Below are 19591 nucleotides of genomic sequence, written 5' to 3' on the forward strand. Positions count from 1 at the left end.
GGGCATGACGCCCAAAGGAGAACCAGGCCGAGCGCACACCCTGGACGAGCGGATCACCGGCGCGCTGGTCGGCGCGGCCGTCGGCGACGCACTCGGCGGGCCCGTCGAGGGCTACTCGCCGCAGCAGATCGTCGAGCGGCACGGCGGCCGGGTGCACGGCGTCGTCGGCCCCTGGAACGGCGACGCCTGGCGCACGGCCCGGCCCATCGCCCCGTACCACAAGGGCGACGGCCACGTCACCGACGACACCTTGATGACCCACGCGCTGGTCCGGGTGTACGCGACGGTCCGCGACCACCTCGACGCCTACGCCGTCGCCGAGCACCTGGTGCCCGACCTGATGACGAACCCGCGCTGGATCCCCGAACTGGAGGCCGAGGCGCTGCCGTTGCAGCGGATCTTCCTCGCCGAGAAGTGGCTCGTGACCCGGCTGCACTACGGCCACGCCGATCCGCGCGAGGCGGGCGCCGGCAACATCGTCAACTGCGGGGCCGCGATGTACATGGCGCCGGTCGGCCTGGTCAACGCGGCCGACCCGCGGGCCGCGTACGCGGAGGCGCTGGACGTCGCGGGCGCGCACCAGTCGTCGTACGGCCGGGAGGCGGCGGGCGTGTTCGCGGCGGCGGTGGCCGCGGCCTGCGCTCCGGGGGCGACGGCGGACTCGGTGGTGGCGGCGTGTCTGTCACTGGCGAAGGACGGCACCCGGGCGGCGATCGAGCGGGTCTGCGAAGCGGCCTGCCGCTACTCGGACTTCGAGTCGGCGCTGGTGCCGCTGCGGGAGGCGGTGGCGCCGTACGACACCGTCGGCCCCGACTACCGGTCGCCGTCGCTGGGCGCCCGGCGGCCCTCACGGCTGCACTCGATCGAGGAACTGCCCGTCGCGCTGGGCATGCTGGTGGTGGCGGGCGGCGACTTCCGGCACGCGGTGCTCGGTTCGGTGAACTACGGCCGGGACTGCGACTCGATCGCCACCATGGCCGGCGCGCTCGCGGGCGCGCTCGGTTCGCCGGTGCCGCGGGAGTGGGCGAAGACGGTGGCCGAGGCCAGCCGGATCGACCTGTGGGAGCCCGCGCGCGAACTCGCCGCGGTGGCCCGGGAGGTGTTCGCGCGGGACGTGGAGCGGCGCCGCGCGCACGAGGAGATGTTCGCCGCGCTGGGAGGCGTCGAATGCTGCGACTGACCTGGGTCCAGCCCGAGGACCTGATCGGCCACGAACTGCGCCAGGCCCGGCAGGACGGCCGCGAGCCGAAGGCCGTCGCCAGGCGCTGGGCCGCGGCCGGCGGCCACGACGCCCCGCTGCGGGCGGGCGCGTCCGAGCAGCCGGCTTCCCGGTACCTGCGGCTGCTCGCGGAGGACCTGCTCGACGAACTCGCCGACCTGCCCAGCCGGTTGGCGGAGCACGAGCCGACCGGGCTGGAGCGGATCAGGGCCCTGTGCCCCAACTGGCCCGCCGGGCCCGTCTCCAGCGCCCCTGTCCCGGACCGTGCCCGGCTGCACGCCGCCTGGCTGGGCCGGGCCGTGGGCTGCCTGCTCGGCAAGCCGGTCGAGAAACTTCCCCTGGAGGGCATCCGCCTGCTCGCCCACGCCACCGGCAACCGGCCCCTGTCCGGCTACTTCACCGCCCGCGGCGTGACCGCCGACCTCGCCGCGAAGTACCCCTGGAACCGGCGCTCGGCGGGCACCTCGCTGGCCGAGAACATCGACGGCATGCCCGAGGACGACGACCTCAACTACCCCCTGCTCAACCTGCTGCTGCTCCGGCGTCACGGCCCCGGCTTCACCACCGACGACGTGGCCCGCCTCTGGCTGGACGAGCTGCCCGCCGGCCGCGCCTTCACCGCCGAACGCGTCGCCTACCGCAACCTCCTGAGCGGCATCGAGCCCCCGCGCACCGCCCGCCACCGCAACCCCTTCCGCGAGTGGATCGGCGCCCTCATCCGCGCCGACGTACACGGCTGGACCAACCCCGGGGACCCCGCGTCCGCCGCCGCGCAGGCCCACCGCGACGCCGTCCTCACCCACACCGCCAACGGCGTCTACGCCGCCATGTTCACGGCGGCGACCGTCGCCACCGCCGCCGTCTCGACCGGCCCCGGCGACGTCCACGCCTGTCTGCGCACCGGCCTGACCGTGGTCCCGCCGCGCTCCCGGCTCGCCCGGGCCGTCCGGCACGCGATCCGGCTCGCCGAGACCACCGAGGACTTCGACACGGTCGTGGACGAACTCCACGCCACCCACGCCGCCGCCTACCACTGGGTCCACGCCGTGCCCAACACCGCCCTGATCTCCGCCGCCCTCACCCACGCGGACGGCGACTTCACCGGCTCGATCTGCCGCGCGGTCTCCGGCGGCTGGGACACCGACTCGAACGGGGCGACGGCGGGCAGCGTGGCCGCGCTGCTCACCGCCGGCCCGCGGGCGCTGCCCGAGCACTGGACCGCCCCGCTGAAGAACCGCCTGTCGACCTCCGTCGCCGACTTCCACGGCACCGGCTTCGACACCCTCGCCGACCTGACGGCCGACCTCATCCACCAGGAGGCCCCCCGCCCATGACCCACATCGTCGTGCTGGGCAGCACCAACATGGACCTCGTCGCCTACGTCGAGAAGGCCCCGCAGCGCGGGGAGACCGTGACCGGCCGGGAGTTCCGCACCATCCCCGGCGGCAAGGGCGCCAACCAGGCCGTCGCCGCCGCCCGCGCCGGCGGCACCGTCTCGATGATCGGCGCGGTCGGCAACGACGCCTTCGGCTCCCGGCTGCGCTCCACCCTCGAACACTCCGGCGTCAACACCGACCATCTGCGCACCACCGAGGGACCGTCCGGCACCGCCCACATCGTCGTGGACGACGAGGGCGGCAACGCGATCGTCGTGATCCCCGCCGCCAACGGCGCCGTCGACCGGCTCGTCCCCCGCGACGAAGGGCTGATCGCCGGCGCCGACGCGCTCCTGCTCCAGCTGGAGATCCCCCTGTCCGCGGTCGTCGCGGGCGCGACCGTCGCCCGCGCGCACGGCGTCCGTACGATCCTCACCCCCGCCCCGGCCCGGCCGCTGCCCGCCGAACTCCTCGACGCCACCGACCTGCTGGTGCCCAACGAGCACGAGGCGACCGCCCTCACCGGCCGCACCGACCCGCTGGAGGCGGCCGGCGCCCTGCTCGACCGGGTCCCCGAGGTGGTCGTCACCCTCGGCGCGGCCGGCAGCCTCTACGCGGCCCGGGGCGCGCAGCCGGTGACCGTGCCCGCGCCCCGGGTCGCCGCCGTCGACTCCACCGGCGCCGGCGACACCTTCGTCGGCGCCCTCGCGGTGGCCGTCGGCGAGGGCCGGCCCATGCCCGAGGCGCTGGCCTGGGCCGCGACGGCCGCCGCACTGTCCGTCCAGCGCGAGGGAGCGTCGGCGTCGATGCCGTACCGCTCGGAGATCGAGGCACGGTTCACGTCATGAGCGGCACGAACGGAACGAACCCCACCCACGCGGTGAACGGCGCGGGCGCACCGGGCGCACCGCCCCTGGGCGGACTGCGCGTCCTGGACCTCGCCACCCTCTTCGCCGGCCCGCTCGCCGCCACCCTGCTCGGCGACTTCGGCGCGGAGGTGATCAAGGTCGAGCACCCCACCCGCCCCGACCCCTCCCGCGGCCACGGCCCGGCCAAGGACGGCGTGGGCCTGTGGTGGAAGCTGCTCGGCCGCAACAAGCGCGCCATCACCCTCGACCTGTCCACGCCCGGCGGCCGTGCCACCCTGCTGCGGCTCGCCGCCGGCGCGGACGTGATCGTGGAGAACTTCCGCCCCGGCACCCTGGAGAAGTGGGGCCTGGGCTGGCCGGAACTGTCCGCCGCCAACCCCCGTCTGGTGCTCGCCCGGGTCACCGCCTTCGGCCAGTTCGGCCCCTACGCGCACCGGCCCGGCTTCGGCACCCTCGCCGAGGCGATGAGCGGCTTCGCCGCGATCACCGGCGAGCCGGACGCGCCCCCGACCCTGCCGCCGTTCGGCCTCGCCGACTCCATCGCCGGTCTGGCGACCGCGTACGCCGTCCTGACCGCGCTGGCCGCGCGTGGGCGCACCGGCGAGGGGCAGGTGGTCGACATGGCGATCATCGAGCCGATCCTCACCGTCCTCGGCCCCCACCCCCTCTGGTACGACCAGCTGGGCCACCTCCAGCCGCGCACCGGCAACCGCTCCCAGAACAACGCCCCGCGCAACACCTACCGCACCGCCGACGGCAGCTGGGTCGCGGTGTCCACGTCGGCGCAGTCGGTCGCCGAGCGGGTGGTGCGCCTGGTGGGCCGAGCCGACCTGATCGACGAGCCGTGGTTCGCCGACGGCTCCGGGCGGGCCGCCCACGCCGACGTGCTGGACGAGGCGGTCGGCGGCTGGATCGCCGCCCGCACCCGCGAGGAGGTGCTGGCCGCGTTCGAGAAGGCGGAGGCGGCCGTCGCGCCGGTGCAGGACGTCCGGGACGTGATGGCGGACCCGCAGTACCGGGCGCTCGACACGATCACCACGGTCGAGGACCCGGAACTGGGCCCGCTGCGCATGCAGAACGTCCTGTTCCGGCTCTCCGCCACGCCCGGCGCCATCCGCTGGGCGGGCCGCCCGCACGGCGCGGACACCGACGCGGTCCTCGCCGAACTCGGCCTCACCGGCGCCGAGGTGGCGGCCCTGCGGGAGGAGGGCGCCCTGTGACCCCGCTGACCTGGCTTTACGCCCCCGGCGACCGGCCCGACGTCGTCGCCAAGGCGCTCGCCGCCGGCGCCGACGTGGTGATCGTCGACCTGGAGGACGCGGTCGCCCCGCACCGCAAGGAGTACGCCAGAAGGGCCACCGCCGAGCTGCTGGCCGAGGCGCACGCGACGCCGGTCCACGTCCGCGTGAACGCCCTCGACGGCCCCGGGGCGGCGGCCGATCTGACGGCGCTGGCGGCGCTGCCGGGCCTGTCCGGGCTGCGGCTGCCGAAGGTGACGTCGCCCCGGCAGGTGGTGGACGTCGCCGGCACGACCGGGCCGGTGCCGCTGTACGCCCTGCTGGAGACGGCCCTGGCCGTCGAGCACGCCTACCCGATCGCCGCCGCCCATCCCGCCCTGCGCGGCGTCGCCCTGGGCGAGGCGGACCTGCGGGCCGATCTCGGCGCGGGGGACGACCGGGGCCTGGACTGGTCGCGCTGCCGGGTGATCGTCGCCGCCCGGGCGGCCGGGCTCGCGCCGACGCCGCAGTCGGTGCATCCGGACGTGCGGGACCTGGAAGGGCTGCGGGAGTCGTGCGCGCACGGGCGGGCGCTGGGGTTCCTCGGCCGGGCGGCGATCCATCCCCGTCAGCTGCCGGTCATCGAGCGGGCCTATCTGCCGACCGCGCGGGAGATCGAGCGGGCCGCGTCGATCGTCGAGGCGGCGGCCGTCGACGCGGGCGCGCAGGCCCTGCCGGACGGCGGCTTCGTGGACGCGGCGGTGGTGAAGGCGGCACGGCGCACACTGGCGCTGGCGCAGCGCCGCTGACGTCGACGCCGACGGTGACATGCGGGGAGGGCGCCCGGAACGACTCCGGACGCCCTCCCCGTACGATGTGCGGCCGTCGGGCCCGGGTGTCACGCCTTCTTCGCGGACCCGGCCCCGTCCTCGGCCACGTCGCTCGACCCCGGCTGCGCGCCGGTCTCGGCCTGCGCACCGCCGTCCGTCGTGGACCCGGCGTCGCCCTCGGCCTCGGCGGCGTCGGACTTGCCGTCGGCCCCGGCGGCGGTCTCGTCGGCGTCCCCGGCATCACCGGAAGCGCCCTCGGCGTCGCCGTCGGAGGTCTGCGCCCCCGGCTCGATCACGTCCTCCCGGCCCGGCCGCTTCTTCGCCGAGACCACGATGTACACCACGGCGAGCAGGAACACCACCAGCGCGGTCCAGTTGTTCAGCCGCAGGCCCAGGATCTCGTGGGCGTCGTCCACGCGCATGTACTCGATCCAGAACCGGCCCGCGCAGTACGCCGCGACGTACAGGGCGAAGGACCGCCCGTGGCCCAGCTTGAAGCGCCGGTCGGCCCAGATGACCAGCAGCGCGACGCCGATGCACCACAGCGACTCGTAGAGGAACGTCGGGTGGTAGTAGCCCGGCACCCGGCCGTCCGCCGTGGAGGTGATGTGCACGGCCCACGGCAGGTCGGTCTCCCGGCCGTACAGCTCCTGGTTGAACCAGTTGCCCCAGCGGCCGATGGCCTGGGCGAGCGCGATGCCGGGGGCGACGGCGTCGGCGTAGGCCGGCAGCGGGATCCCGCGACGGCGGCAGCCGATCCACGCGCCCACCGCGCCCAGCGCGATCGCGCCCCAGATGCCGAGGCCGCCCTCCCAGATCTTGAAGGCGTCCACCCAGTCACGGCCCTCGCTGAAGTACAGCTGGTAGTCCGTGATCACGTGGTAGAGCCGGCCTCCGATCAGGCCGAACGGCACCGCCCAGACCGCGATGTCGGCCACCGTGCCGGCCCGACCGCCGCGGGCGATCCAGCGGCGGTTGCCGAGCCATACGGCCACGAAGACGCCGATGATGATGCAGAACGCGTAGCCGCGCAGCGGAACGGGGCCGAGGTGCAGCACACCGCTCGACGGGCTGGGAATGTAGGCAAGTTCCATGGCAGGGTCGACGCTACCGTGCCGGGCGCGCCCGGCGGCGGGCGGCCCGGCAACGGCTCCATAACGGGGCGCTCACCCCTGAGCGGCCCGCTGCACCTGCTGCTTCAGCTTGGCGGGCGTCATCGACCGGTCCTCGTAGATGTTCTTGCCGTTGAGCAGCACGGTGGGCGTGCCGGTGAAGCCGCCCTTGGTGAAGGCCTCGGCGGACTTGTCGACCCAGGCGTCGTGGGTGCCGTCCTTGACGCAGGTGCGGAAGGCCGGGGTGTCCAGTCCCTCGACCTTGCCGGCCAGTTCGATGAGCCGGTCCTCGTCGGCGAAGTCGTCCTCGGGCTCGGGCGGCTGGCTGTCGAACAGCACGTCGTGGTAGGGGACGAACCTGCCGGCGTCCTGCGCGCAGGCCGCGGCGTTGGCGGCCTTGCGGGAGCCGCTGCCGCCCATGTTGCCGTCGATGATGGTCGCCAGCCGGTACTCGACCTTGAGCTGCCCGGCGTCGGTGAGTTCGTGGACGGTCGAGCGGTACGTCGTCTCGAAGGACTTGCAGGCAGGGCAGCGGAAGTCCTCCCAGACCGTGAGCGTCGACCTGGCGGTGTCCTTGCCGACGGGGATGGCCAGGCTGTCCTCGCCGTTGGCCCCCGAGGGCGCCACCAGGGGGCCCGCGCTCTCCTCCTCGTCCTTGCCGGCGTTGGCGGCGATGACGCCGATCACCGCCGCGAGGGCGAGGACGCAGACCACCGCCCCGCCCACCACCAGGCCGCGCCTGCGCTTCTCGGCGGCCTTCTGCTTCTCTCGCTCGGCCGCCAGCCGCTCTCGGGCGGTGCGGCGCTTACCGTCACGGTTCTTCTCGCTCACACCCCGCAGAACGAACCGGGGAGGCGCACCGCGCCTCCCCGGTCCCAGGTCCACCCGTTCGAGTGACCGATATTTCCCTTACGCCTGACGGCGTGCGCCGGGCGTCACGCCTGTCCGCGCACGCCCTTCGCCAGCTCGCCGGCGAGCGCCCGCACGGCCTCAACGCCGGCCGCGTCGTCCGGCGCGTCCAGCATCCGCTTGACGAAGGCGGAGCCGACGATCACGCCGTCGGCGAAGCCGGCGACCTCGGCGGCCTGGGCGGCGTTGGAGACGCCGAGGCCGACGCAGACCGGCAGGTCGGTGGTGGCGCGGGTGCGCTCCACCAGGTCCTGGGCCTGCGCGCCGACCGACTCGCGGGTGCCCGTGACGCCCATCAGGGAGGCGGCGTAGACGAATCCGCTGCCCGCCTCGGTGATCTCGGCGAGACGCTGGTCGCGGCTGCTGGGCGCGACGACGAAGACGGTCGCGAGGCCGTGCTTGTCGGCGTGCTCCCGCCACGGCGCCGACTCCTGCACGGGCAGGTCGGGCAGGATGCACCCGGCGCCGCCCGCCTCGGCCAGCTCGGCGGTGAACCGCTCGACGCCGTAGCGGTCGATGGGGTTCCAGTACGTCATGACGAGCACCGGCTTGCCGGTGGCCGCGTGGGCCTCCCGCACCGTGCGCATCACGTCGGCGATCTTCACGCCGCCGCGCAGGGCGATGTCGTCGGCGGTCTGGATGACGGGGCCGTCGAGGACGGGGTCGCTGTGCGGCAGCCCGACCTCCACGACGTCCGCGCCGCCGTCGAGGACGGCCTTGACCGCCTCGATGCCGCCGTCCACGGTGGGGAACCCGGCCGGGAGGTAGGCGATGAGGGCGGAGCGGCCCTCGGCCCTGGCCGCCGCCAGGGTGTCGCTCAACAGCTGGATGTTGCCGCTCACTTGGCGTCCCCCTCGATCTCGGCGGCGCCGCCGGCCTCGTCGGCGGCGACCTCGGCGTCGGTGTCGTACAGGCCGAAGTAGCGGGCGGCGGTGTCCATGTCCTTGTCGCCGCGCCCGGAGAGGTTGACGACGATCAGGCCGTCGGGGCCCAGTTCGCGGCCGACCTCCAGGGCCCCGGCGAGCGCGTGGGCGCTCTCGATGGCCGGGATGATCCCCTCGGTGCGCGAGAGCAGGCGCAGGGCCTGCATGGCGGCGTCGTCGGTGACGGCGCGGTACTCGGCGCGGCCCGTGTCCTTGAGGTAGGAGTGCTCGGGGCCGATGCCGGGATAGTCGAGGCCGGCGGAGATCGAGTAGGGCTCGGTGATCTGGCCCTCCTCGTCCTGGAGGACATAGCTGCGGGAGCCGTGCAGGATGCCGGGCTCGCCGGCGGTGAGGGTGGCCGCGTGCTCCCCGGTCTCCACTCCGTGTCCGGCGGGCTCGCAGCCGATGAGGCGGACGTCCGCGTCGGGGATGAAGGCGTGGAAGAGGCCGATGGCGTTGGAGCCGCCGCCGACGCAGGCGACGGCCGCGTCGGGGAGGCGGCCGGCGCGCTCCAGGAGCTGGCGGCGGGCCTCGACGCCGATGACCCGGTGGAAGTCGCGGACCATGGCCGGGAAGGGGTGCGGTCCGGCGACGGTGCCGAACAGGTAGTGGGTGTGGTCGACGTTGGCGACCCAGTCGCGGAAGGCCTCGTTGATGGCGTCCTTGAGCGTGCGGCTGCCGGACTTCACGGCGATGACCTCGGCGCCGAGCATGCGCATGCGGGCGACGTTGAGGGCCTGGCGCCGGGTGTCGATCTCGCCCATGTAGATGGTGCAGTCGAGGCCGAACAGCGCGCAGGCGGTCGCGGTGGCGACGCCGTGCTGGCCGGCGCCGGTCTCGGCGATGACCCGGGTCTTGCCCATGCGCTTGGTGAGCAGGGCCTGCCCGAGCACGTTGTTGATCTTGTGGGAGCCGGTGTGGTTGAGGTCCTCGCGCTTGAGGAAGATCCGGGCGCCGCCGGCGTGCTCGGCGAACCGCGCCACCTCGGTGAGGGCGCTGGGGCGGCCGGTGTAGTGGATCAGCAGGTCGTCGAGTTCGCGGGCGAACTCGGGGTCGGCCTTGGCCTTGTCGTACTCGACGGCGACCTCGTCGACGGCGGCGACGAGGGCCTCCGGGATGAACTTGCCGCCGAACGCGCCGAAGTAGCCTTCGGGGCTCGGCACCTGACCCTGGGGGTCGGGGATGAAGAACTCGCTGGGCATGAGTGAACCTCACGGTGAGTGTGTCGAGTGCACCGATCGCCGTGGGGCGGGAGGGATGTCGTCAGCCGGCCGCGGGACCGTGGTGACCGGTCGCGCGGTTCTCCGCGCCCCTGTCGGGGCGCTGCCATCGACGCCCGTTCACCTGGCCCGGCTCGTCTCCGATGACGTACCTCACCCGGCGCCCGTGCACCCTGCGTGCGGGCGCGCGGCAACCACGGGGGCGGCAGCCGCGCGCGAGGCGGGCGTGCCGGTCCACGGTCGTCGTCGTGAGAGTCATCGCGGCCAAGCCTATCGAAGGATCAGCCACGCCCGTGGCGCAGTGCGGGGTGCTCGCCCGCCGCCACCAGGTCGGCCACCGCGGACCTGGGGTCGCGGCCGGTGACCAGGGACTCGCCGACCAGGACGGCGTCGGCGCCGGCGTTGGCGTAGGCGATCAGGTCGTGCGGGCCGCGGATGCCGGACTCGGCCACCTTGACGAGGTGGTCGGGGATGTCCGGGGCGAGCCGCTCGAAGGTGGTGCGGTCGACCTCGAGCGTCTTGAGGTTGCGGGCGTTGACGCCGATGACCTTGGCGCCGGCGTCCACCGCACGGTCGACCTCGTCCTCGTCGTGGACCTCGACGAGCGGGGTGAGCCCGATGGACTCGGCGCGCTCGATGAGGGACTCCAGGGCGGGCTGGTCGAGGGCGGCGACGATCAGCAGCGCGAGGTCGGCGCCGTACGCGCGGGCCTCCCACAGCTGGTACGAGGTGACGATGAAGTCCTTGCGCAGCACGGGGATGTCCACGCGGGCGCGGACGGCCTCGAGGTCGGCCAGCGAGCCGCCGAAGCGACGCTGCTCGGTGAGGACGGAGATGACGGCCGCGCCGCCCGCCTCGTAGTCGGCGGCGAGGCCGGCCGGGTCGGCGATCGCGGCGAGCGCGCCCTTGGAGGGGCTGGAGCGCTTGACCTCGCAGATGACCTTGACGCCGTCGCCGCGCAGGGCGGCGGCCCCGTCCTTGGCGGCGGGGGCCTTCGCCGCGCGCTCCTTGAGCTCGTCGAGGCTCACGCGCGCCTGCCGCTCCGCGAGGTCGGCACGGACTCCGTCGATGATCTCGTCGAGCACACTCACGCGAGCGGCCCCCTTCCAGACGGTGGGCATTCGATTCTCTGGGGCGAAACCGATGGTCACTGCGATGGTATCCGGAGCGGGGCGCATGCCCCGCATTCGGTTGACGCCGGTCCCAGTGGATGGACAGCCGCGCCGGGCCGTCAGGGGTGCAGCCAGCCGCCGAACGGCAGGTTCCGCACGACGGTGAAGACCAGCAGCAGCGCCCCCGCCGACCACAGCACGGCGGGCCGGGGATCGAGCCGGAGGGGACGGCCGCGCGCCGCACGGACCACCCAGACGGTCCACAGCACGGCGAGGACCAGATAGCCGACGACGGCCGGCGCGTTGGCCTGCAGCGCCGCCGGGAGGTCGCCGTGCACGAAGGCGTGCGCGCTGCGCAGGCCGCCGCAACCGGGGCAGTACAGGCCGGTGAACCTCAGCAGCGGGCAGGCGGGGTAGTGGCCCGGTTCGCCCGGGTCGACGGCGCCCACGTAGGCGAAGGCGCCGGCGACGCCCGCCAGCACGGCGGCGGGCCGGGCCAGGCGGACCGCGATCGGGGCGAGGGCGCGGCTGTCGGCGTTCACCTCGGCATTGTGCCCTGCGCCCGGCCGCGGCGCGCGCGAGGGGCGGCCCGGCGCGGTGCCGGGCCGCCCCTCGGCGGGGTCGCGGCGGGAGGCCGTGCGGCGGCTCAGCCCTCGGCGCCGACCGGCTCGCGCTTGCCGACCTGCGGCTTGGCGGACGGCGCGGCGGTCTCCACCATCTTCAGCGGCTGGGCCTTGGGGGCGCCGAGGCCCATGGCGCGCATGATCATGCCGACGACGCCGCCGAGGACGATCAGCACCATGCCGGCCCAGAACCCCAGCGGGTTGGCCATCACCATGAAGGCGCCCGCCACGCAGAAACCGATGAAGGCGATGATGACACCGGTCCAGGCGGCCGGGGTGTGACCGTGCCCGTGGCTGCTGTCCGCCATTGCTTGCTCCTCGTTTGCCGTGTGTGCCCTGCGGGCCGGGTTGCCGTGTGCGTGGGTGAGCCTGCCGCTCGCTGCCATTGTCCCGTACGCGCGTGCGGCGCCGAGCCCGGGGGTCGCCACCGGCGGCGTCTGTTTCGCCACACTGCCCGCGCGGTGTCGTCAGGCGGGACCGGCGCCGGTCGGGTCCTCGCCGCGGTCGAGGGCCTTCCACAGGTCCTCGGGGCGGTCGGAGTCGGCCGCGGGGGCGCCCCGGCGCGGGCGGGGGGCGCCGGAGCGCTCGTAGCGGCCGGACATGGCGGGCCACCGGCTGCCGTAGCGCAGGGCGAGCAGTCCGGCGACGAGGATCAGCGCCCCGCCCGCGGCGGCGGCGTAGGGCCACGCGGTGTGGCTGAGCGCGTCGACGGTGGCGGCGGTGTCGCCGGAGGCCCGTGCGGCCTTCTCGTCCAGCGCGGAGCCGTCGAAGGCGCCGAGGAGGGCCGCGGCGACGGTGCCGGCGCCGCACAGGGCGAGCAGCGCGGCGACGGCGATCCGGCCGGCCCGGCGGACGGCGAAGACGGCGACGAGGGCGGCCAGGCCCACGATCGCGAGGGCGGCGGGGACGCCGGTGACGTCGCTGCCTCTCGCGGTGAGCGGGAAGGCGCCGCCGGCCACCGCGGCGGTGCCCTGCGCCCACTGCTGCCGGGTGGCCAGCAGCACCACGGCCGCGCCGAGGGCGCCGCACAGCAGGGCGAGCGCGAGACTCCGCCGGCCGGCCCTCGCGGGTCCTGGACCTTCGGAACGGGGGGTGGGAACAGCAGTCACGTACTCCACTATCGCGTGCCGCGGGGACGGACCGTCACCCGGGGTTCACGGCGGCGGCGTGAGAAGCGCCCCACTTCTTCAGCCGGTTCGCCGTGTGCACGGCACGCAGGACCGCCGCGGCCTTGTTGCGGCACTCCTGGTCCTCGGCGGCCGGGTCGGAGTCGGCGACGACGCCGGCGCCCGCCTGGACGTAGGCGGTGCCGTCGCGCAGCAGGGCCGTGCGGATGGCGATGGCGGTGTCGGAGTCGCCCGCGAAGTCGAGGTAGCCGACGCAGCCGCCGTACAGGCCGCGCCGGGACGGCTCCAGCTCGTCGATGATCTGCATCGCGCGCGGCTTGGGCGCTCCGGAGAGGGTGCCGGCCGGGAAGCAGGCGGTGAGCACGTCGAAGGCGGTGCGGCCGGGCGCCACCCGCCCGGTCACCGTGGAGACGATGTGCATGACGTGCGAGTACCGCTCGATGGACATGAAGTCCACGACCTCCACCGAGCCCGGTTCGCACACCCGCCCGAGGTCGTTGCGTCCGAGGTCGACCAGCATCAGGTGCTCGGCGCGCTCCTTGGGGTCGGCGAGCAGCTCGTCGGCGAGGGCCTGGTCCTCCTGCGGGGTGGCGCCGCGGTGCCGGGTGCCGGCGATGGGGTGGACCATCGCCCGGCCGTCCTCCACCTTGACCAGCGCCTCGGGGGACGAGCCGACGACGTCGAAGCCGTCGAAGCGCAGCAGGTACATGTACGGCGAGGGGTTGGTGGCCCGCAGCACCCGGTAGACGTCCAGCGCGCTCGCGGTGCACTCCGTTTCGAACCGCTGGGAGGGCACGACCTGGAAGGCCTCGCCGGCCCGGATGCGCTCCTTGATGTCCTCGACGGCGGCCCGGTAGTCGGCGCCGCCCCACAGCGCGCTGTATTCGGGCAGCTGGGAGGGCGGCAGCACGGCGGGCGGCTGGGCCACCGCGCGGGACAGGTCCGCCTCCATGGCGTCGAGGCGGGCGACCGCGTCGGCGTAGGCCTCGTCGACGCCGGAGTCGAGGTCGTTGTGGTTGATCGCGTTGGCGATCAGCAGGACGGAGCCCTCCCAGTGGTCCATCACGGCGAGGTCGCTGGTGAGGAGCATGGTCAGCTCGGGCAGGCGCAGGTCGTCCCGCTCGCCGGGGCCGATCTTCTCCAGCCGGCGGACGATGTCGTAGCCGAGGTAGCCGACCATGCCGCCGGTGAAGGGCGGCATGCCCTCCTGGTGCGGGGTGTGCAGGGCCTCGATGGTGGCGCGCAGGGCGGCGAGCGGATCGCCGCCCGTGGGGACGCCGACGGGCGGCTCGCCGAGCCAGTGGGCCTGTCCGTCGCGCGCGGTGAGGGTCGCGGCGGAGCGCACGCCGACGAAGGAGTACCGGGACCAGGAACGTCCGTTCTCGGCGGACTCCAGGAGGAACGTGCCGGGCCGCTCGGCGGCGAGCTTGCGGTAGAGCGCGACGGGGGTGTCGCCGTCGGCCAGCAGCTTGCGGGTCACGGGGATGACGCGGCGGTCGGCGGCGAGCTTGCGGAACGTCTCGAGATCCATGGCGGCCGACCTTATCGATCCCGGGCCGGCGCGCCGGCGTCCGAGGCGTCCTCGATCAGCACGTCCTCGTCGAAGCAGGTGCGCGCGCCCGTGTGGCAGGCGGCGCCCACCTGGTCGACCTTGACCAGCACGGTGTCGGCGTCGCAGTCGAGGGCGACGGACTTCACCCACTGGAAGTGCCCGGAGGTGTCGCCCTTGACCCAGTACTCCTGCCGGCTGCGCGACCAGTAGGTGCAGCGGCCCGTGGTGAGCGTGCGGTGCAGGGCCTCGTCGTCCATCCAGCCCAGCATCAGCACCTCGCCGGTGTCGTACTGCTGGGCGATGGCGGGCAGGAGGCCGTCCGCGCTGCGTCTGAGGCGCGCGGCGATCTCCGGGTCGAGGCTGCTGGGCGGCGGCGTGCTGGTCATGGGGCCATTGTGCCGCCTCCCACCGGCAGTGACGGCACGTCGTCCACTGTCCGGACCCGCGGGGCGGCCGTAGGCTGACGGCATGTCGACTTTCGCCAAGCGTGAACGGCTTCTGCTCGCCGACCTGCTGGAGACCGCCGGTCCCGAGGCGCCGACCCTGTGCGAGGGCTGGCGGACCCGGGACCTGGCCGCGCACGTCGTGGTGCGCGAGCGACGCCCGGACGCCGCCGGCGGCATCCTGATCAAGCAGCTCGCTCCGCGCCTGGAGAAGGCGATGGAGGAGTTCGCCGCGAAGCCGTACGAGGAGCTGATCCGGCTCGTCCGCACCGGGCCGCCGCGCTTCTCGCCCTTCTCGCTCAAACAGATCGACGAGATGTCCAACACCGTCGAGTTCTACGTCCACGCCGAGGACGTGCGCCGGGCCCAGCCCGACTGGACGGCCCGCCCGCTGGACCCGGTCTTCCAGGACGCCCTGTGGACCCGGCTCGAGCGCACCTCCCGGCTGATGGGCCGCAGCGCGCCGACGGGTCTGGTGCTGCGCCGCCCGGACGGCCGGACGGCGGTCGCGCACCGGGGCACGCCGGTCGTGACGGTGACCGGCGAGCCGTCGGAGCTGCTGCTGTTCCTGCACGGCCGGATGAGCGCCGCCGAGGTCGACGTGGACGGCGAGCAGGAGGCGATCGAGCGGCTGCGGGCGGGCAGGCAGCTGGGCCTGTGAGGCCCGCGCGGGGTCAGCGCACCGGGTGGCCGGCCGCGCGGAGGGTGTCCTTGACCTCGCCGATGCGCAGGTCGCCGAAGTGGAACACGGAGGCGGCGAGGACCGCGTCGGCGCCCGCTTCGATGGCGGGCGGGAAGTGGGCGAGCGCGCCGGCCCCGCCGGAGGCGATCACCGGGACGGTGACGTGCTTGCGGACGGCCGCGATCATCTCCAGGTCGTAGCCGTCCTTGGTGCCGTCGGCGTCCATGGAGTTGAGCAGGATCTCGCCCGCGCCCAGCTCCGCGGCCCGGTGCGCCCACTCGACGGCGTCGATGCCGGTGCCCCGGCGACCTCCGTGCGTGGTGACCTCGAAGGAGCCGGACTCGGTGCGGCGGGCGTCCACGGACAGCACCAGCACCTGGCGCCCGAACCGTTCGGCGATCTCGCGGATCAGGTCGGGGCGGGCGATGGCGGCGGTGTTGACGCCCACCTTGTCGGCGCCGGCCCGCAGCAGCTTGTCGACGTCCTCGGCGGCCCGCACGCCCCCGCCGACGGTGAGCGGGATGAACACCTGCTCGGCGGTGCGGCGCACCACGTCGTACGTGGTCTCCCGGTCGCCCGAGGACGCGGTGATGTCGAGGAAGGTCAGCTCGTCGGCGCCCTCGGCGTCGTACACCTTGGCCATCTCGACGGGGTCGCCCGCGTCGCGCAGGTTCTGGAAGTTCACGCCCTTGACGACCCGGCCGTTGTCCACGTCCAGGCAGGGGATGACTCGGACCGCCAGGGTCATGAATCCACGGCTCCTCTGAATGCTTCTATTTCCACTTCGACCAGGATGCGCGGGTCGACGAAGCCCTCCACGACCAGCAGGGTGGAGACGGGCCGGACGGTGTCGAAGAACTCCTTGTGGGCCCGGCCCACGTCCTCGACGTCCCGCGCATGGGTCAGGTACATCCGCGTGCGGATCACGGACTCGACGCCGAGCCCGAACTCGCCGAGCGCCTCGACGGCGCCGGCGAAGGCGGTCTTCGCCTGTTCGTAGGGGTCGCCCTCCCCGTGGAGCACGCTGCCCTTGAAGGACGTGGTGCCCCCCACCAGCACGCGGTCGCCCGCCGCGACGGCGCGCGCGAAACCGAAACTCTCTTCCCAGGGACTTCCGCTCTGCACACGCCGCACGGCATCGGACGTCATCGCGACACAGCCTCCAAGGCCTCTTCCAGGGTGAACGCCTTCGCGTACAGCGCCTTCCCGACGATGGAGCCCTCGACACCGAGGGGCACCAGTTCGGCGATGGCGCGCAGGTCGTCCAGGGAGGACACCCCGCCGGAGGCCACGACCGGCCGGTCGGTGGCGGCGCAGACGTTCCGCAGCAGCTCCAGGTTGGGGCCCTGCAGGGTGCCGTCCTTGGCGATGTCCGTGACCACGTACCGCGCGCAGCCCTCGTTGTCGAGGCGCTCCAGCGTCTCGTAGAGGTCGCCGCCGTCGCGGGTCCAGCCGCGGCCGCGCAGGGTGGTGCCGCGGACGTCGAGACCGACGGCGATCTTGTCGCCGTGCTCGGCGATGACCTTGGCGACCCACTCGGGGGTCTCCAGGGCGGCGGTGCCGAGGTTGACGCGGGTGCAGCCGGTGGCGAGGGCGGCGGCGAGGGTGTCGTCGTCGCGGATGCCGCCGGACAGCTCGACCTTGATGTCCATCGCGCCGGTGACCTCGGCGATCAGCTCGCGGTTGTCGCCGGTGCCGAAGGCGGCGTCCAGGTCCACCAGGTGCAGCCACTCGGCGCCCGCCCGCTGCCAGGCGAGGGCGGCCTCCAGGGGGGAGCCGTACGAGGTCTCCGTGCCGGACTCGCCGTGCACGAGGCGGACGGCCTGGCCGTCGCGGACGTCGACGGCGGGGAGCAGTTCGAGCTTGGCCATGTCTCTACAGGGTTCCGATCCAGTTGGTGAGCAGCTGCGCGCCGGCGTCGCCGGACTTCTCGGGGTGGAACTGCGTGGCCCACAGGGCGCCGTTCTCCACGGCGGCCAAGAAGGGCTTGCCGTGGGTCGACCAGGTGACCCTGGGGGCGGTCATCGCCGGGTTGTGCGCCTCCAGCGTCCAGTCGTGGACGGCGTAGGAGTGGACGAAGTAGAAGCGCGCGTCCGCGTCCAGGCCGGCGAACAGCTCGGAGCCGGCCGGCGCGTCGACGGTGTTCCAGCCCATGTGGGGCACGATGTCGGCCTGGAGCGGTCCGACCGTGCCGGGCCACTCGTCCAGGCCCTCGGTCTCGACGCCGTGTTCGATGCCGCGCCCGAAGAGGATCTGCATGCCGACGCAGATGCCCATGACGGGGCGCCCGCCGGCGAGCCTGCGGTCCACGATCCAGTCGCCGCGGGCCTCCCTGAGCCCGCGCATGCAGGCGGCGAAGGCGCCGACGCCGGGGACGAGCAGGCCGTCGGCGTTCATGGCCCTGTCGAAGTCACGGGTTATCTCGACGTCGGCGCCCACGCGCGCGAGGGCGCGTTCGGCGGAGCGGACGTTGCCGAAGCCGTAGTCGAAGACGACGACCCGCTTGGTGTTGCCGGTCAATTCCACACCTCCAGCCGCAGGACGCCGGCGACGAGGCACATCGCGGCGCCGACGGAGAGCAGCACGATCAGGCCCTTGGGCATCTCCTGCTTGACGAAGGAGTAGACGCCGCCGAGGAAGAACAGCCCGACGACGATCAGCAGCGTCGACAGCCCGTTCACAGCGCGCCCTTCGTGGAGGGGAGGATGCCGGCCGCGCGCGGGTCGCGCTCCGAGGCGTAGCGCAGGGCCCGGGCGAGCGCCTTGAACTGGCACTCCACGATGTGGTGGGCGTTGCGCCCGTAGGGCACGTGCACGTGCAGCGCGATCTGGGCCTGGGCGACGAAGGACTCCAGGATGTGCCGGGTCATGGTGGTGTCGTACGCGCCGATCATCGGCGCCATGTTCTCCGGCTCGGTGTGCACGAGGTACGGCCGGCCGCTGAGGTCGACGGTGACCTGGGCGAGGGACTCGTCCAGGGGGACCGTGCAGTTGCCGAAGCGGTAGATCCCCACCTTGTCGCCGAGGGCCTGCTTGAAGGCGGCGCCGAGCGCGAGGGCGGTGTCCTCGATGGTGTGGTGGGAGTCGATGTGCAGGTCGCCCTCGGTCTTGACGGTGAGGTCGAACAGACCGTGCCGGCCGAGCTGGTCGAGCATGTGGTCGTAGAAGCCGACGCCGGTCGCCACGTCGACCTTGCCGGACCCGTCGAGGTCGATCTCGACCAGGACCGAGGTCTCCTTGGTGACTCGTTCCACGCGTCCCACGCGGCTCATGCGTTCATCTCCTTCTTCAGCTCACGGACCGCGTCGAGGAACGCGTCGTTCTCTTCGGGGGTTCCGGCGGTGACCCGCAGCCATCCGGGCACGCCGTTGTCCCGGACCAGGACGCCCCGGTCGAGGATCCTGCGCCACGCCTCGTGGGCGTCGGCGAAGCGGCCGAACTGCACGAAGTTGGCGTCCGAGGCCGTGACCTCGTAGCCGGTCGCGAGCAGTTCGCCCACCAGGCGGTCCCGTTCGGCCTTCAGCTGTTCCACGTATCCGAGCAGCGTGTCGGTGTGCTCCAGGGCGGCCAGCGCGGTCGCCTGGGTGACGGCCGACAGGTGGTAGGGCAGCCGGACCAGCTGGACGGCGTCGACGACGGCCGGGTGCGCGGCGAGGTAGCCCAGGCGCAGGCCCGCCGCGCCGAACGCCTTGGACATGGTGCGGGAGATCACCAGGTGCGGGCGGCCCTCGATCAGCGGCAGCAGCGAGTCGCCGTGGCTGAACTCGACGTACGCCTCGTCCGCGATCACCATCGACGGCTTGGCGGCCTGCGCGGCCTCGTAGAGCGCGATCACCGTCTCGGGCGGCACGGCGGTGCCGGTCGGGTTGTTCGGGGTGGTGACGAAGACGACGTCCGGCCGGTGCTCGGCGATGGCCTTCTCGGCCGCCGCGAGGTCGATCGTGAAGTCGTCGTTGCGGGGTCCGGAGATCCAGCCGGTGCCGGTGCCGCGCGCGATGAGGCCGTGCATCGAGTACGACGGCTCGAAGCCGATCGCGGTGCGGCCGGGTCCGCCGAAGGTCTGCAGCAGCTGCTGGATGACCTCGTTGGAGCCGTTCGCCGCCCAGACGTTGGCGAGGCCGACCGGGTGGCCGGTGCTGTCGGTCAGGTACGCGGCGAGGCGGGTGCGCAGCTCGACCGCGTCCCGGTCCGGGTAGCGGTTGAGGTGGCGGGCCGCCTCGCGCACCCGCTCGGCGATCCGCTCGACGAGCGGCTCGGGCAGCGGGTAGGGGTTCTCGTTGGTGTTCAGCCGTACCGGCACGTCCAGCTGGGGCGCGCCGTAGGGGGACTTGCCGCGCAGCTCGTCGCGGACGGGGAGCTCGTCCCATGGGGACATGGG

At 73.8% G+C, this 19591-nt stretch carries 24 protein-coding genes; 6 read left to right on the forward strand and 18 right to left on the reverse strand.

The window, feature by feature from the left end; all coding sequences use genetic code 11:
* Positions 1-4: 4 nt before the first annotated feature.
* From ACZ6KF_RS13825 to ACZ6KF_RS13845, 5 genes are read left to right on the forward strand one after another with little or no spacing between them, the layout of a single operon-like run.
* On the forward strand, positions 5-1180 hold the full coding sequence (locus ACZ6KF_RS13825) for an ADP-ribosylglycohydrolase family protein (RefSeq protein WP_356634384.1): 1176 nt from the start codon (positions 5-7) through the stop codon (positions 1178-1180).
* Positions 1168-2553, forward strand: coding sequence for an ADP-ribosylglycohydrolase family protein (locus ACZ6KF_RS13830; RefSeq protein WP_469238507.1), 1386 nt, complete (start codon positions 1168-1170; stop codon positions 2551-2553). The genes ACZ6KF_RS13825 and ACZ6KF_RS13830 overlap by 13 nt, the downstream gene beginning before the upstream one ends.
* Entirely contained in the window at positions 2550-3443 is an 894-nt protein-coding gene (gene rbsK, locus ACZ6KF_RS13835) for a ribokinase (RefSeq protein WP_469158149.1), read from the forward strand. The genes ACZ6KF_RS13830 and rbsK overlap by 4 nt, the downstream gene beginning before the upstream one ends.
* On the forward strand, positions 3440-4684 hold the full coding sequence (locus ACZ6KF_RS13840; protein ID WP_469158148.1) for a CaiB/BaiF CoA transferase family protein: 1245 nt from the start codon (positions 3440-3442) through the stop codon (positions 4682-4684). The genes rbsK and ACZ6KF_RS13840 overlap by 4 nt, the downstream gene beginning before the upstream one ends.
* Complete coding sequence (locus ACZ6KF_RS13845; protein ID WP_469158147.1) at positions 4681-5490, forward strand: HpcH/HpaI aldolase/citrate lyase family protein; 810 nt, start codon at positions 4681-4683, stop codon at positions 5488-5490. Before ACZ6KF_RS13840 ends, ACZ6KF_RS13845 begins: the two co-directional genes overlap by 4 nt.
* Positions 5491-5579: 89 nt before the next feature.
* Here the strand turns inward: ACZ6KF_RS13845 and lgt are convergent, their stop codons facing one another.
* The 11 genes from lgt to hisI form a co-directional block, all read right to left on the reverse strand.
* Positions 5580-6605, reverse strand: a complete 1026-nt coding sequence (gene lgt / locus ACZ6KF_RS13850; RefSeq protein ID WP_469238508.1) for a prolipoprotein diacylglyceryl transferase — start codon at positions 6603-6605, stop codon at positions 5580-5582.
* A 72-nt stretch (positions 6606-6677) separates the two neighbouring features.
* A complete protein-coding gene (locus ACZ6KF_RS13855; protein WP_356634374.1) occupies positions 6678-7454 on the reverse strand; it encodes a DsbA family protein in 777 nt (258 codons plus the stop codon).
* 104 nt (positions 7455-7558) lie between these two features.
* Complete coding sequence (gene trpA, locus ACZ6KF_RS13860) at positions 7559-8374, reverse strand: tryptophan synthase subunit alpha (RefSeq protein ID WP_469158144.1); 816 nt, start codon at positions 8372-8374, stop codon at positions 7559-7561.
* Entirely contained in the window at positions 8371-9657 is a 1287-nt protein-coding gene (gene trpB, locus ACZ6KF_RS13865) for a tryptophan synthase subunit beta (protein ID WP_469238509.1), read from the reverse strand. Before trpB ends, trpA begins: the two co-directional genes overlap by 4 nt.
* 61 nt (positions 9658-9718) lie before the next feature.
* The gene (gene trpM, locus ACZ6KF_RS13870; RefSeq protein WP_469158142.1) at positions 9719-9934 is read right to left on the reverse strand and encodes a tryptophan biosynthesis modulator TrpM; all 216 of its coding nucleotides are present in this window, start codon (positions 9932-9934) and stop codon (positions 9719-9721) included.
* 22 nt (positions 9935-9956) lie between these two features.
* Positions 9957-10766: an indole-3-glycerol phosphate synthase TrpC gene (trpC, locus tag ACZ6KF_RS13875; protein ID WP_356634368.1), complete on the reverse strand. Its 810-nt coding sequence runs from the start codon at positions 10764-10766 to the stop codon at positions 9957-9959.
* Between the two features lie 140 nt (positions 10767-10906).
* Positions 10907-11329 carry a DUF2752 domain-containing protein gene (locus ACZ6KF_RS13880; protein WP_356634366.1) on the reverse strand — a complete coding sequence of 141 codons (423 nt, stop codon included), beginning with the start codon at positions 11327-11329 and terminating at the stop codon, positions 10907-10909.
* Positions 11330-11433: 104 nt separating this feature from the next.
* Complete coding sequence (locus tag ACZ6KF_RS13885) at positions 11434-11718, reverse strand: HGxxPAAW family protein (RefSeq protein WP_356634364.1); 285 nt, start codon at positions 11716-11718, stop codon at positions 11434-11436.
* Between the two features lie 159 nt (positions 11719-11877).
* Positions 11878-12528, reverse strand: a complete 651-nt coding sequence (locus tag ACZ6KF_RS13890; protein ID WP_356634362.1) for a TIGR02234 family membrane protein — start codon at positions 12526-12528, stop codon at positions 11878-11880.
* Positions 12529-12553: 25 nt separating this feature from the next.
* Positions 12554-14068, reverse strand: coding sequence for an anthranilate synthase component I (locus tag ACZ6KF_RS13895; RefSeq protein ID WP_469238510.1), 1515 nt, complete (start codon positions 14066-14068; stop codon positions 12554-12556).
* A gap of 11 nt (positions 14069-14079) precedes the next feature.
* Positions 14080-14475, reverse strand: coding sequence for a phosphoribosyl-AMP cyclohydrolase (gene hisI, locus ACZ6KF_RS13900; RefSeq protein WP_356634358.1), 396 nt, complete (start codon positions 14473-14475; stop codon positions 14080-14082).
* An 82-nt stretch (positions 14476-14557) separates the two neighbouring features.
* Between hisI and ACZ6KF_RS13905 the strand changes: the two genes are divergently transcribed.
* Positions 14558-15193: a TIGR03085 family metal-binding protein gene (locus ACZ6KF_RS13905; protein WP_469158141.1), complete on the forward strand. Its 636-nt coding sequence runs from the start codon at positions 14558-14560 to the stop codon at positions 15191-15193.
* Between the two features lie 13 nt (positions 15194-15206).
* On the opposite strand, the gene hisF is transcribed toward ACZ6KF_RS13905, so the two are convergent.
* From hisF to ACZ6KF_RS13940, 7 genes are read right to left on the reverse strand one after another with little or no spacing between them, the layout of a single operon-like run.
* The gene (gene hisF / locus ACZ6KF_RS13910; RefSeq protein WP_356634354.1) at positions 15207-15962 is read right to left on the reverse strand and encodes an imidazole glycerol phosphate synthase subunit HisF; all 756 of its coding nucleotides are present in this window, start codon (positions 15960-15962) and stop codon (positions 15207-15209) included.
* Positions 15959-16363: a RidA family protein gene (locus ACZ6KF_RS13915; protein WP_356634351.1), complete on the reverse strand. Its 405-nt coding sequence runs from the start codon at positions 16361-16363 to the stop codon at positions 15959-15961. Before ACZ6KF_RS13915 ends, hisF begins: the two co-directional genes overlap by 4 nt.
* Complete coding sequence (gene priA, locus ACZ6KF_RS13920) at positions 16360-17085, reverse strand: bifunctional 1-(5-phosphoribosyl)-5-((5-phosphoribosylamino)methylideneamino)imidazole-4-carboxamide isomerase/phosphoribosylanthranilate isomerase PriA (protein ID WP_469158140.1); 726 nt, start codon at positions 17083-17085, stop codon at positions 16360-16362. Before priA ends, ACZ6KF_RS13915 begins: the two co-directional genes overlap by 4 nt.
* A gap of 4 nt (positions 17086-17089) precedes the next feature.
* On the reverse strand, positions 17090-17734 hold the full coding sequence (gene hisH, locus ACZ6KF_RS13925) for an imidazole glycerol phosphate synthase subunit HisH (protein WP_469238511.1): 645 nt from the start codon (positions 17732-17734) through the stop codon (positions 17090-17092).
* A complete protein-coding gene (locus ACZ6KF_RS13930; protein ID WP_356634345.1) occupies positions 17731-17895 on the reverse strand; it encodes a hypothetical protein in 165 nt (54 codons plus the stop codon). The genes hisH and ACZ6KF_RS13930 overlap by 4 nt, the downstream gene beginning before the upstream one ends.
* The gene (gene hisB, locus ACZ6KF_RS13935) at positions 17892-18485 is read right to left on the reverse strand and encodes an imidazoleglycerol-phosphate dehydratase HisB (RefSeq protein WP_356634343.1); all 594 of its coding nucleotides are present in this window, start codon (positions 18483-18485) and stop codon (positions 17892-17894) included. The genes ACZ6KF_RS13930 and hisB overlap by 4 nt, the downstream gene beginning before the upstream one ends.
* The gene (locus tag ACZ6KF_RS13940) at positions 18482-19588 is read right to left on the reverse strand and encodes a histidinol-phosphate transaminase (protein ID WP_469238530.1); all 1107 of its coding nucleotides are present in this window, start codon (positions 19586-19588) and stop codon (positions 18482-18484) included. The genes hisB and ACZ6KF_RS13940 overlap by 4 nt, the downstream gene beginning before the upstream one ends.
* Between the last annotated feature and the right edge of the window lie 3 nt (positions 19589-19591).

This window comes from Streptomyces sp. NPDC046379 (genome assembly GCF_055587785.1).